The following is an 11,950-nucleotide window of genomic DNA, read 5'->3' as shown; positions in this document are numbered from 1 at the left end:
GGTCCCTCAGGTGAGCAAATCGATGGCGGCAGCGACAAGCCGGGTTTCGGGATCGACCCGATACACATAGCCATCGGAATAGCGGTACATCGCGTCAGGCGTGTCGTAATAGCGATCGCGATAGGGCGCGGGCACGTTGTAGACGTCGTAACCGCGAGGGATGGGCTGGCCCACGCTGAATTCGTCTCCGGTAATCAAAGCGGCAACCGACATAATTGCCGCGTCTTCCGGATCGACACGGTAGATCACATTATCGGCATAGCGATAGTGATCGCGACTGCCGAGGCCGTAGTAGTCGACGTAATAGTCGGGCACATCGTAGCTGGCGTAACCGCTGGGCCAGACATTCCCGATCCCCAGCGCGCCGCCGAGCAGCGGCAGCCAGCCGGAAATGCCGCTGTCGCCGTACCGCACGAGATAACCGTCCCGGTAATAATAATCGCCGCGACCGTAATTGCTCAGGCCGAAAAGGCTCGGGCGATATTCGTTGCCGAACAGGCTGCGGCGGTAGTCATCCTTGACCTGTCCTGGCGGGTTGCAGCCGTTACGCTTCTTCGCGAGGCCGGGGGGACACCCATCGACCAGGCCGCGGTTGCGTTGCTCGCGCTCGAGCCAGAAGCCGCGGCCATCGTATGCGATGCGGACATCGCGGTTGTCGTTGCCGCGATCACTGTATCGCACGGAGTTGCCGTTCCGCTTGTAATCATTGCCTTGGTCATTGCCGCGAACGGCATTGCGGTTGCCGTTTCCATTTCCGTTGCCGCGGTTGGAATTGGCGGTCTGGACCGGACGGCGATCGGGGCCACGGTCGGCCTTCGCATTTCCGTTTCCATTCCCAAGGGCCTGCTGCCGCTGTGGTCCACGATCAGCCTTTGCATTGCCGCCGCCCTTGTTCTGGGCAGCCGCGGGCTTACCGCCTCCGCGATCGTTCCCGTTACCCTTACCGTTACCTTGGGCGTAGGCTCCGCTTGCGGCGAGCGCGAAAGCGGCTGCTCCTGCCAGCAAAATACGCATTTGTTAATCTCCTTTGCCCTCACTAACGGAGCGTCCGCCCATCCGGTTCCGGTTCATTTTTCAGCAAGGTTTCAAGCCGGTAAGCTTAAGTCCGATAGAGCCTTGCTTCCTCGGCGCGGCGGCGGACCAGACCTTTCATCACTCGCCCACCGGCGTGTTTCCACCTGCCAAACTCCAGCGCCGCCTCTTCGTACCGTCCTTGTCGGTGCAGGCGGGCAAGTGTTGCGCGGTGGATTGCCCCCGTATTGTAGTGAAAGCTGACAAGCGCATCGAATTGGCCCTGTGTCGTCGGAGCATCGCCAATCGCCGCAGCGACTTCGGATGCATAGAGCTTCAGATCCGCTTCAAGCCGGGCATCGCACTGTTCCTGAGACCAGACCGTCTGCGGACCGATTTCCGCACCGGTCGAGCCCCAACCGATCGTCCAGGGCGGACCACCGGTCCCCGGATCGGGATAAGCTTCTACAAGGCCATCGCGGCGCAAACGGGCGCATCCTTCGAAACGCTTGATGAGTTGGATACCTGCCTCGCCAATCCGACAGAGTGGAACGGATGGAACACGGCCCTGTGAAGAATATCCGCTTGCATCGTCGAGCACCCGATCGAGCGCATCGACTTCTGCCTGCCGGAAGCCCCGTCCGAGCATGCGGCGGACGTGATCGAAAATATATTTGCGGTTCATCTCGCTCTTACCTCACAGATTGTGGAGGCAGATGGATTAGGCACGTTTGGGTTCAGTAGGAAAACTCTGAGTTGCAGCGTCGTGGTCGCAAAGGCATTTCCAGAAATGCAAAAAAGGGCGCCCGGATTGCTCCGGACGCCCACTCGGTGATCGGGACGCTATAACCGTTATTGATTAAGCGCTTATGTACGGTTTCGTGTCTTGTGATCAGGCGCTGTAATACATGTCGAACTCGGCCGGGCACGGCGTGGTTTCGACGCGGAGCACCTCTTCCCACTTGAGTTCGGTGTAAGCTTCGATCTGGTCCTTGGTGAACACTTCGCCCTTGAGCAGGAAGTCGTGATCGGCCTCAAGCGCTTCCAGAGCTTCGCGCAAGGATCCGCAGACGGTCGGCACTTCAGCCAGTTCCGCCGGCGGCAGGTCGTACAGGTTCTTGTCCATCGCTTCACCCGGGTGGATCTTGTTGGTGATCCCGTCGAGACCGGCCATGAGCAGGGCTGCATAGGCAAGGTAGGGGTTCGCCATCGCGTCGGGGAAGCGGAATTCGACGCGCTTCGCCTTGTCGCCCGTGCCATAGGGAATGCGGCAGGATGCCGAACGGTTGCGTGCCGAATAGGCCAGCAGGACCGGCGCTTCGAAGCCCGGGACCAGGCGCTTGTAGCTGTTGGTTGTCGGGTTGGTGAAGGCGTTCAACGCCTTGGCGTGCTTGATGACGCCGCCGATGTAATAGAGGCAGTCTTCTGACAGGCCGCCGTACTGGTTGCCTGCGAAGGTCGGCTTGCCGCCGTCCCAGATCGACATGTGCGTGTGCATACCGCTGCCGTTATCGTCCTTGATGGGCTTGGGCATGAAAGTCGCTGTCTTGCCGTAGATATGCGCGACCTGGTGCACGACATACTTGTAGATCTGCATCTGGTCGGCGGTTTCGACGAGCGTGCCGAAGGTGAGGCCGAGCTCGTGCTGCGCTGCGGCCACTTCATGGTGGTGCTTGTCGCAGTTGAGGCCCATTTCGATCATGGTCGAGACCATTTCGCCGCGGATGTCGACGGCGCTGTCGACCGGAGCGACGGGGAAGTAACCGCCCTTGGCGCGCGGACGGTGCGCGAGGTTGCCGCTCTCGTATTCCTTGCCGCTATTGGTCGGCAGCTCGATGTCGTCGATCGCGTAGCCCGAACCGGCATAGCCGTCTTCGAAACGCACATCGTCGAACATGAAGAATTCGGCTTCGGGACCGACGTAGATGGTGTCACCGATACCGGTCGACTTGAGATAGTTCTCGGCGCGCTTGGCAGTCGTGCGCGGGTCGCGGGCGTACCAGTCGCCGGTCGACGGCTCAACGATATCGCAGAACATGATCAGCATCGGTTCGGCGCTGAACGGGTCGACATAGACGCGTTCGAGGTCGGGTTTCAGGATCATGTCGCTTTCGTTGATGACCTTCCAGCCGGCGATCGAGGAACCGTCGAACATGAGGCCGTCTTCAAGCTGGTCTTCGTCGAGGGTCTTGGCGACCATGGTGAGGTGCTGCCATTTGCCCTTCGGGTCCGTGAAGCGCAGGTCGACCCATTCGATTTCCTCGTCCTTGATACGCTTCAGGACGTCCTTCGCATTTGCCATTAGATTGCCTCCAGTAGGGGTAGTTCGTGTTGGTTCCGGCAGTTGGGCCGGTTTGAAATTCAGATTGCGTCTTCGTCTTTTTCGCCGGTGCGGATGCGCAGCGCGCTTTCGATGGCGGAGACGAAGATCTTGCCGTCGCCGATGCGTCCGGTCTGGGCGGCTGCGGCGATGGCTTCGACGGTGCGTTCGGCGATATCGCTGGAAACGATCACCTCGAGTTTCACCTTGGGCAGGAAATCGACGACGTATTCGGCGCCGCGATAGAGTTCGGTGTGGCCTTTCTGGCGGCCGAAACCCTTGGCTTCGGTCACGGTGATGCCGGACACGCCGATTTCGTGCAGCGCTTCCTTCACCTCATCGAGCTTGAAGGGTTTGATGATCGCTTCGATCTTTTTCACGTCTATCCGATTCCCGCCTGCTTGTGTGAGTGCGCCCTCGGTAAACGAATGCGCCTCTGCGCGCGGTGTTCCAAGAATCGTGCCAAGCTGGCGATGGGGAGCGGCGACCAACGGAATCACGCAATTGCGTCCTCCCGCGAAGGGCGTTTCTTCAATAACAGGGTTTGGCTGCCCAATGCGCAGTCTGGCGCTGCCTAATTTTTAGGCAGATGGAAGAGCCAGGCCCGCCGTTTCAGGAAGGCCGCACAGCAGGTTCAGGTTCTGCACGGCGGCGCCGCTGGCACCTTTGCCGAGGTTGTCCAGCCGCGCCACGAGACGTGCGTGCCAGCCACCTTCATTGCCGAAGACGAACAACTCCATCGCATCCGATGGCGTGGCATCCTTTTCCAGGACGAGCTTGTCGACGCCGGCGCTCTCGCGCACCGAGACGACCGCGCTGTCGGCATAGAATTCGCGCAGTGCCTCGCGCAGCGCGTCGGCTGTGGGATCGCCTTCCATTGCGCCGAGGTGCAGGGGCACTTCCACGATCATGCCGCGGTAGGCGGGGACCACGGACGGTGCGAAGATCACTCCGTGCTTTAGCCCGGCATGGGCTTTCATTTCGGGACGATGCTTGTGCGCCATGGAATAGCCATAGCTCTGCAAGGCAGGCGCGCCTTCCTCTTCGAACTGCGCGATCATGGCCTTGCCGCCGCCGGAATATCCGCTCGTCGCGTTGATGGCGTAGGGCCAGTCGGCAGGCAGCAGGCCCTGCTTCACGAGCGGGGCGACTAGCGCGAGGAAGCCGGTCGGATAGCAACCGGGATTGCTGACCCGCCGCGCATCGGCAACGCGCTCGCGGCCGACGAGTTCGGGGAAACCGTAACACCAGCCCTCGGCGGTGCGATGCGCGCTGGACGCGTCGATGACGCGGGTGCCGCCAGCCGGATCGATGAGGCCCACCGCTTCGCGCGCGGCATCGTCCGGCAGGCACAGGATCGCAACATCAGCCTCGTTCAGTGCTTCACGCCGTGCATTGGCGTCTTTGCGTTTGTCGTCGCCAAGCGTGATCAGATCGAATTCGCTGCGACCTTCGAGACGCGCGGCGATCTCCAGGCCGGTGGTCCCGGCAGCGCCGTCGATGAAGACCCTATGCACCGGTGTCGGGGGCGAGGGCGTTCATGCGGACATACCCGCTCGGACCTTCCGGTCCTTCGGTGATCCAGGCCCAGTCGCCGGCCACGTCGAGCAGTTCTATTTCGCGGTTTGCGGCGAGCGTAGAACCATTGTCAGCGTCGTCGCGCATGGCCAGTTTCAGCACGGCGTCACTGGCACCGATCGCACGTTTCACGGGAACGACATAATGCGCTGCCAGATAGCGTCCTGCCAGCGCGACATGCGCCAGGTCGCCTCTGAGCGGCAGGGTGCCGGGCGCAGGCCGATCCACCGGACCTTTCAGTCCGACGATACCGTCCGGCAGGGAATACTGTGCGTCTTCGCTCACGAAACCTGTCTGGCTTGATATTTGTTACAAGCTCGGGCGCTTAGCCGCGCGCGCCCGTTCTCGCAAGACATGCGCCGGTCATGTCCCCGTATAGCGCGCTTTGAGCATGTGCCACGCAGCGCGCAGGCCATAGGCATCGCCGCCCTTGGGGCGTCCGGGCTTGGCAGCGGGTCGCCACGCGAAGGTATCGAAATGGGCCCAGTCCAGTCCTTCGCCCACGAACTTGTCGAGGAAAAGGCCAGCGACACTGGCGCCTGCAAAGGCATTGCCGTGCGCGTTGTTCGTATCGGCTATGTCGGATGCCAGCCATTCCTTGTAGGCATCGGGAAGCGGCAGCCTCCATGGCTCGTCGTCGACGCCCCGTCCGGCTTCGATCAGCGCGTCTGCCGTCTCGTCGCGGCGGGTCATGAGGGCCGGGTAATCGGGGCCGAGAGCAACGCGCGCCGCGCCTGTCAGCGTCGCGAAATCGAGGATCAGGTCGGGGTCCTCCTCGCTCGCCCGCGTCAGGGCATCACCCAGAATCAGGCGGCCTTCGGCATCGGTATTGCCGATTTCCACGGTTAGTCCCTTGCGGGACGACAGCACGTCGCCGGGACGGAAGGCATTGCCTGCAATGGCATTTTCGACTGCGGGCACCAGCAGGTGCAGGCGAACGGGCAGCTTGCCGCCCATGATCAATCCGCCGAGGGCCAGCGCGTGGGCGGCGCCGCCCATGTCCTTCTTCATCAGCTTCATTCCGGCTGCGCTCTTCACGTCGAGACCGCCGCTATCGAAGCAGACGCCCTTACCGACGACGGCCAGCACCGGATCGCTTGCCTTGCCCCAGGTGAGATGAATGAGGCGCGGTGCGTGCTTGCGTTCGGCAGCGCGGCCGACTGCGTGGACCATGGGATAATCCTGTTCCAGCGCATCGCCGCGGACGACCTTAAGCTCGGCGCCATGGGTCTTGGCGAGCTTTTCCGCCTGCGCTTCGAGCGAGGCTGGTCCCATGTCTTCGGCAGGCGTGTTGACCAGGTCGCGCACGAGGCACACGGCTTTCGCTTCCGCGATCGCGCCGTCAATACGGCCCGCCTGTTTGGTCAGGAGGATGCGCGGCCCGGTCGGGTTTTCCGGCTTCTTGTAGCGTTCGAACGTATATTGCGCCGTCTGCCAGCCATGCATGGCAGGCCCGGGCTCTCCCTCGGCGCGGCGGTAGGTGCCTTCCGGCAGGACCTCGGCCAGCTTGGCCATGCACCAGCTTGAAAGCTCGTCGGGGTTGGCAACGCCACCGACGGCAAACCACCCGTCACCATCGGGCACGATCGCGGCCTGGTAGCCGCCGCCATCGAATTTCTGCGCCTTCAGGGCCTCGCGCTGGCCTGCCGACAGTTTTTTTGCCCAATTTTCGAACCCGTCCTTGTTAACAAGGTGGATAAGCGTTGCGTCCTGGCCCTGGTCGGACTGGATGAGAGCTGCGGTTTCGGCCATTGGTATTCACCCCGTACTAATTTGATCTCGGGCATGGAAATGAGATGCGACACCGCCTGTTCCTGATTTCACTCGCCCTGTCGAGTGCTGCTTGTACGCAATCGCCCGCCTTTACCGAGGTCCAGGACGATGCGCCTGTGGCTACGGCAAGTGCCAGCGCCGATCCCGCGTCGGCCAGTGACGCCGGGCCCGCCGAGGTGACCTTCGAAGACGATGCGCGCGACGGGGACGCCGTTCGCGAATTCGCTTACAGCTGGCCTGCTGAAGTGTCCGCAATCCCTGCGCTGGAAAAAATCCTGCGCAGCGAGCGTGACGAAGCGCTGGCCAAGCAAAAGGCAGAGTGGGAGCGCTCGCTGGCCGATTTCGCCGGCGAGGATTGCGTGAGCTGCGTGGGCCGGGGCTATGAAGTCACATGGAAGGTCGCTGCCGACATTCCCGGCTGGCTCAGCCTGACCCGCGATATGTACCTCTATACCGGCGGCGCACACGGAATGTCCGGCCGCACCTCGCTGGTCTGGGACCGCGCGAAGGAGGTGGGGGTCTCAGGTGCAGACCTGTTCGAATCCGCAGTAGCCCTTGAGAACGCGCTCGGCGCGAAGCTGTGCGCGACCCTCAACAAAGAACGCGAAGAACGCCGCGGCAGCCCGGTCGATCCGCAAAGCGATGCGATATTCGAGGATTGCCCGGGGCTCGATGAAGCCAGCATCTTCATCGGCTCGTCCGACGGGAAGCATTTCGACCGCATCGGTATCTATTTCGGCCCCTACGTCGCGGGTCCATACGCCGAAGGCAGCTACGAGCTCGACTTTCCCGTCACCGCATCGGTGCTCGACGCAGTGAAGCCGGCCTATGCCGCAGCGTTTCGCGTCCGCAACTGACGGTCTCGCAATTTGCGCGCATGATCGCTACATGGGCGCGCATGACCGAATATCAGGTAATCGAGAGCGACCAGACCGTCTATCGTGACGGCACGATCAAGCTGCACGGAGCGGAAGGCTTCGAGGGCATGCGCAAGGCCGGACGGCTGGCCGCGGAAATCCTCGACGAATTGACCGGTTTCGTGAAGCCCGGCGTCACCACCGGCGAGATCGACGACCTCGTGCGCAAGATGACGCTCGACGGCGGCGCGGTGCCTGCGACCATGGGCTATCGCGGTTATGCGCATAGCTGCTGCACCTCGATCAACCACGTGATCTGCCACGGTATCCCGAGCGAAAAGGCGCTCAAGGATGGCGACATTGTCAATGTCGACGTGACCCCGCTGCTCGACGGCTGGCACGGCGATACCAGCCGGATGTTCTTCGTTGGCGATGTGCCGCTCAAGGCACGAAAGCTGGTCGATGTGACGTATGAATGCCTCATGCTCGGCATCGAGGCCGCTTCGAAGCCCGGCGCGCGGCTGGGCGATATCGGCGCTGTCATCGAAACGCATGCGCGCCAGTTCCGCTATGGCGTGGTGCAGGAGTTCTGCGGTCATGGCCTTGGCCGCCTGTTCCACGATGCGCCCGAGGTGATCCACACCGGCCGCATGGGCACGGGTCCGGAACTCAAGCCCGGCATGTTCTTCACCATCGAACCGATGATCAATCTCGGCCGCCCGCATGCGAAGCTGCTGCGTGACGGCTGGACCGCGGTAACGCGCGACAAGTCGCTGTCGGCGCAGTTCGAACATTCGATCGGGATTACCGAAAACGGGGTGGAGATCTTTACCGAAAGCCCCAAGGGCCTCCACAAGCCGCCTTACTCGTAAGCGCCCTCAGTCGCCGGGCGCAGTGCGTCCGCACTGCTTGGCTACCTCGCAAAGGCTCGGGCGGGCGGTCGCCCTTGCGACACTGCGTGTCGTAGGTCCCGTCAGCTTTCGCGCGCTGCCTTGATTGCGGCACCTGCCGCCAGCGGGGCGAGCGCACATAGCCCAAGACTGATTGCTGCCGTCAGCAACAGGCCGCTCGGGTCCGGGCGGGCCAGCGTGCCCGCGCCGAAAATCAGGATCGGCACTGCCAGCGGGATGACCATCAGTCCGGCCAGCGCAGCGCCTCCCCTTAGGCTGGCAGTCAGGGCTGCGACCGCAAGGCCGACTGCCGCGAGGCCGGGCGTCCCGGCCAGCAGGCCCAGCAGCACGGTGCGCGTGGTCTCTCCCGACAGTCCCAGCAGCGCGGCTGCAGGCAGGGTTGCGACCAGCAGCAGCGGCGCAAAGGCCAGCCAGTGCGCGACAAGGCGCGACAGCATGGCCCATTCCTCGGCAACGCCGCGCAGGGCGAGCTGGTCGAAAACACCGGCTTCCAGATCGCCCGACACCAGCTTTTCCAGCGGAAGGATCGCAGCCAGCAGGGCTGCCACCCAGATGACGCCGCCACCGGTACGGGCCAGCAATTGTGCATCGGGGCCAACGGCAAACGGGTAAAGCATGGCGACGGCAAGGAAGAACAGGAGCGGAAGGACGCCCGCTCCGCCGCGACCACCTGGCAGCAACAGGCCCAGATCGCGCCGAAGGAGAGTTGCGAGAGCGCTCATGCCGCGTACTCGGCGAGGTCGATGGTTTTTACGTCGGGCAGGGCCATCGACTGGTGCGAGGCCACCACCGCAATGCCCCCGCCGCCGCAATGCAGCGCTACCAGCGCTTCCATGCTTGCCGCCGCCTGCGCGTCAAGGCCGTTCAGCGGCTCGTCCAGCAGCCAGATCGGACAATTGCGATTGAGCAGGCGGGCAAGGGCCGCACGCTTTTTCTGACCGGTCGACAGGTAACGGACGGGCACATCCATCAATGGTCGCAGCTGCAGCAGGTCGAGCGCCCGACCCGGATCGCGGCACCCGTCGAGTTTCTCGTAAAAAGCGAGCGCCTTGCCCAGCGGCAGGTTCTGGTCGAGCGCCAGCCGCTCGTCGACCAGGCCCATTGCGCCATCGCTTTCCACGGTTCCGGCGAAGGGGCGCAGCAATCCGGCGAGGATGCGGATCAGGCTCGACTTGCCGATCCCGTTTGCGCCAGCGATGTGGATGGCGCTACCTGACGCGGCCTCGAAGGACAGCGCGCGGAACAGCAGCCGCTCGCCGCGGCGGCAGGCGAGGTCGGATGCTGCTAGGCGCGCTTGCATGGGCGGGAGCGATAGGCAAAAGCGCTGCCAGCGACAAGCAGGAGAGATTCGCAAATGGGTTCCGTCGAACAGCTCACCCAGGAAGAACGTGACAGCTGGCTGCGGGCATTGCCTGACTGGTCGCTGGCCCGCGACGGCGACGCGATCGAGCGCAAGTTCGAATTTGACGACTTTTCCAAGGCCTTTGCATTCATGACCCGCGTCGCGATGATCGCGGAGACGCGCGACCACCATCCCGAATGGTTCAACGTCTACAACCGCGTGGAGATCACGCTGACCACGCACGACGCAGGCGGATTGAGCCTGCGCGACGTGAAGATGGCCCGCAAGATCGACGCGCTACTCGCCTAGATTGCCTTCGCGCGGCGTCGGGCCGAGCTCGAGCAACAAGCAGCGGTAATAGATCGCCTCGCGCGCCCGCTCTGCCGTGCCTGGCGTCATCGCGATGCTGTTTTCGCGCATGCATTCCTGCTCGAGAAGCGCATTTTCCTCAGCACTGCGCTCCCTGACGTCCGGGCCGCCGATGAGCGGATAGCTGCGATACTCGCGGCTGGGTGTGCCGTAGAGGGCGCGGAAAGCGTCGAGGGCCATCGGGTGATAGAGCGTTCCGTGGGTCTCGCTTTCGCCAGCATCGACGAAGGTCCATGTCAGGTTTTCGGGAGCATGCAGCCGTAAAGCGGCAATCAAGTGCTCGGTCCCCTCGCGGTGCCAGTCCCCTTCGTTGGCCGTAGAAAGATAAAGCCGTTTTGCACCGGAGCCCATGTTCTCAAGGTAGCCACCGGCTTCGCGGCCATACTTCATCTTTTCCCACCACATGCTTGGCGAAATGGCGATGTAGTCGTCGAACAGCGCCGGCTCTTCGAGCAGCGTTTCCACCACAAACAGCGCGGCGAGCGATTCTCCCATGATTGCATCGCGGCCATCGGTGCGGAACTGCGCCTCGACCATCGGCTTGAGTTCTTCCTTCAGGAAGCGACGGTAGTCCGCCGAACCACCGGGGGTGGCCCTCAAGGCCTCTTCATATGGCGCGGGATCGGCGGCGGGCGGCGAAAGTTCGTGCCTGCGATTCACGCTCTGGATGCCCACCAGGATGAAAGGCTCGAACGAGTAGTTCATCTCGCGGCTCTGCGCGATGCCGGCGATATGGGCGAAGTCCTGCTCCGGCCCGCCATCGAGGAGGTAAACGACGGGAAAGGCGCGCTCCGGCTCGGCTTCGTACTCGGCCGGCAGGCGAACCGTTATCTTGCGCGTGCCTTCTTTCAGTATCGCGCTTTCGAGCGTGTAGGTCTGGCCGAGGATATAGGGCTCGGCCTCGGTGAGCTGGGCGCTAAGGGGCGCGGCAAGCAGCAGCGCTGCCAGCGACAGGATAACTCGCATGATTGTGGGTCCTTACTGGCCGAGAGGGCGGGCCGACTGGCGTGTCTGTTTGCGCACGCGGCCGGGCATCCAGCGCGATCCGAAAGCGATACGCTTTGCCGTCTTGCCGACGGTCGTGTGCAGTTTGTCGCCGTGAACAGCGTCCCATGCTGCCTGCGCAACCTCGACCACCGGAGTGATCTCGAGCCCTGCATCCTTCACGCGCTGGCGAATGCCCTCGTTGCTCTGCGCATTGGGCGTATGATCGAGCAGCGGCGTGTCGATGAAACTCGGCATGATCGAGCGGACGTTGATCCCGTCTTCCGCCCATTCGCCATCGAGGCTTTCGGTAATTGCCCGCACGCCGAACTTGGTCGCGGAATAGACGCTTGCGCCGGGCGTGCCGTAGATCCCGGCAGCGCTCGCGGTGTTGAGCAGGCACGATCCAGGCGCGGTCTTCTTGAGATGCGGATAGGCCGCCTGCGCGCCGAAAAGGACGCCTTTCAGGTTGATGTCGAGGCAGCGCTCGATCTCGGCTGTCGAGTTTTCCATCAGCGATCCGCCCAGCGGGATGCCTGCGTTGTTCGCCAGCACGTCGATCCGGCCGCCGCTGGCGGTGGCAAAGCCGTCGAGTGCGTGGTCCCATGCCTCGCGTTCGCGGACGTCGAACTTGTGGGCGAAGGTGAAGCCGTTTTCGATCAGGGCGAGCGTTTCGTCCATGCCCGCCTGGTCGATATCGCCAAGGCCGACAAACCAACCTTCATCCGCGAATTTCAGAGCGATCGCGCGGCCGATGCCGGATCCGCCACCCGTGATGAAAATCGCTTTGCGTTCGCTCATGTCT

At 62.9% G+C, this 11,950-nt stretch carries 14 protein-coding genes; 3 read left to right on the top strand and 11 right to left on the bottom strand.

From position 1 onward, the window contains the following. Positions 1-6: 6 nt before the first annotated feature. The 7 genes from GRI34_RS07540 to GRI34_RS07510 form a co-directional block, all read right to left on the bottom strand. Positions 7-1,014, bottom strand: coding sequence for a hypothetical protein (locus GRI34_RS07540; RefSeq protein WP_160595405.1), 1,008 nt, complete (start codon positions 1,012-1,014; stop codon positions 7-9). 85 nt (positions 1,015-1,099) lie between these two features. Continuing rightward, on the bottom strand, positions 1,100-1,696 hold the full coding sequence (locus GRI34_RS07535) for a lysozyme (protein WP_160595404.1): 597 nt from the start codon (positions 1,694-1,696) through the stop codon (positions 1,100-1,102). A gap of 207 nt (positions 1,697-1,903) precedes the next feature. Then, on the bottom strand, positions 1,904-3,313 hold the full coding sequence (glnA, locus tag GRI34_RS07530; protein WP_160595403.1) for a type I glutamate--ammonia ligase: 1,410 nt from the start codon (positions 3,311-3,313) through the stop codon (positions 1,904-1,906). Positions 3,314-3,372: 59 nt separating this feature from the next. Next, on the bottom strand, positions 3,373-3,711 hold the full coding sequence (locus tag GRI34_RS07525) for a P-II family nitrogen regulator (RefSeq protein WP_090481558.1): 339 nt from the start codon (positions 3,709-3,711) through the stop codon (positions 3,373-3,375). Between the two features lie 201 nt (positions 3,712-3,912). After that, positions 3,913-4,848 (bottom strand): N-acetyl-gamma-glutamyl-phosphate reductase, encoded by a 936-nt coding sequence (argC, locus tag GRI34_RS07520; RefSeq protein ID WP_160595402.1) that lies wholly within the window; start codon positions 4,846-4,848, stop codon positions 3,913-3,915. Further along, on the bottom strand, positions 4,841-5,194 hold the full coding sequence (locus GRI34_RS07515; protein WP_160595401.1) for a hypothetical protein: 354 nt from the start codon (positions 5,192-5,194) through the stop codon (positions 4,841-4,843). The genes argC and GRI34_RS07515 overlap by 8 nt, the downstream gene beginning before the upstream one ends. Before the next feature lie 78 nt (positions 5,195-5,272). Beyond that, positions 5,273-6,661, bottom strand: a complete 1,389-nt coding sequence (locus GRI34_RS07510) for a leucyl aminopeptidase family protein (RefSeq protein ID WP_160595400.1) — start codon at positions 6,659-6,661, stop codon at positions 5,273-5,275. A gap of 44 nt (positions 6,662-6,705) precedes the next feature. On the opposite strand from GRI34_RS07510, the gene GRI34_RS07505 reads away from it, so the two are divergent. Continuing rightward, the gene (locus GRI34_RS07505; RefSeq protein ID WP_160595399.1) at positions 6,706-7,539 is read left to right on the top strand and encodes a DUF3298 and DUF4163 domain-containing protein; all 834 of its coding nucleotides are present in this window, start codon (positions 6,706-6,708) and stop codon (positions 7,537-7,539) included. A gap of 41 nt (positions 7,540-7,580) precedes the next feature. Then, positions 7,581-8,411, top strand: a complete 831-nt coding sequence (gene map, locus GRI34_RS07500; RefSeq protein ID WP_160595398.1) for a type I methionyl aminopeptidase — start codon at positions 7,581-7,583, stop codon at positions 8,409-8,411. Positions 8,412-8,512: 101 nt separating this feature from the next. On the opposite strand, the gene GRI34_RS07495 is transcribed toward map, so the two are convergent. Together GRI34_RS07495 and ccmA are read right to left on the bottom strand one after the other, a co-directional pair. Continuing rightward, positions 8,513-9,172, bottom strand: a complete 660-nt coding sequence (locus GRI34_RS07495) for a heme exporter protein CcmB (protein WP_160595397.1) — start codon at positions 9,170-9,172, stop codon at positions 8,513-8,515. Next, positions 9,169-9,750: a heme ABC exporter ATP-binding protein CcmA gene (ccmA, locus tag GRI34_RS07490; protein WP_160595396.1), complete on the bottom strand. Its 582-nt coding sequence runs from the start codon at positions 9,748-9,750 to the stop codon at positions 9,169-9,171. Before ccmA ends, GRI34_RS07495 begins: the two co-directional genes overlap by 4 nt. Positions 9,751-9,804: 54 nt before the next feature. Between ccmA and GRI34_RS07485 the strand changes: the two genes are divergently transcribed. Continuing rightward, positions 9,805-10,101, top strand: a complete 297-nt coding sequence (locus GRI34_RS07485; protein WP_090480803.1) for a 4a-hydroxytetrahydrobiopterin dehydratase — start codon at positions 9,805-9,807, stop codon at positions 10,099-10,101. On the opposite strand, the gene GRI34_RS07480 is transcribed toward GRI34_RS07485, so the two are convergent. Both GRI34_RS07480 and GRI34_RS07475 read right to left on the bottom strand, forming a co-directional pair. Beyond that, positions 10,090-11,127 carry an alpha/beta hydrolase gene (locus GRI34_RS07480; protein WP_160595395.1) on the bottom strand — a complete coding sequence of 346 codons (1,038 nt, stop codon included), beginning with the start codon at positions 11,125-11,127 and terminating at the stop codon, positions 10,090-10,092. The genes GRI34_RS07485 and GRI34_RS07480 overlap by 12 nt on opposite strands. A gap of 12 nt (positions 11,128-11,139) precedes the next feature. Further along, positions 11,140-11,946, bottom strand: a complete 807-nt coding sequence (locus GRI34_RS07475) for an SDR family oxidoreductase (RefSeq protein WP_160595394.1) — start codon at positions 11,944-11,946, stop codon at positions 11,140-11,142. Positions 11,947-11,950 lie beyond the last annotated feature (4 nt).

The organism is Qipengyuania aquimaris (genome assembly GCF_009827445.1).
Taxonomy (GTDB): domain Bacteria; phylum Pseudomonadota; class Alphaproteobacteria; order Sphingomonadales; family Sphingomonadaceae; genus Qipengyuania; species Qipengyuania aquimaris.
Note: the sequence above shows the minus strand (reverse complement) of the source record. Positions and strands in the feature narration are given on the sequence as shown.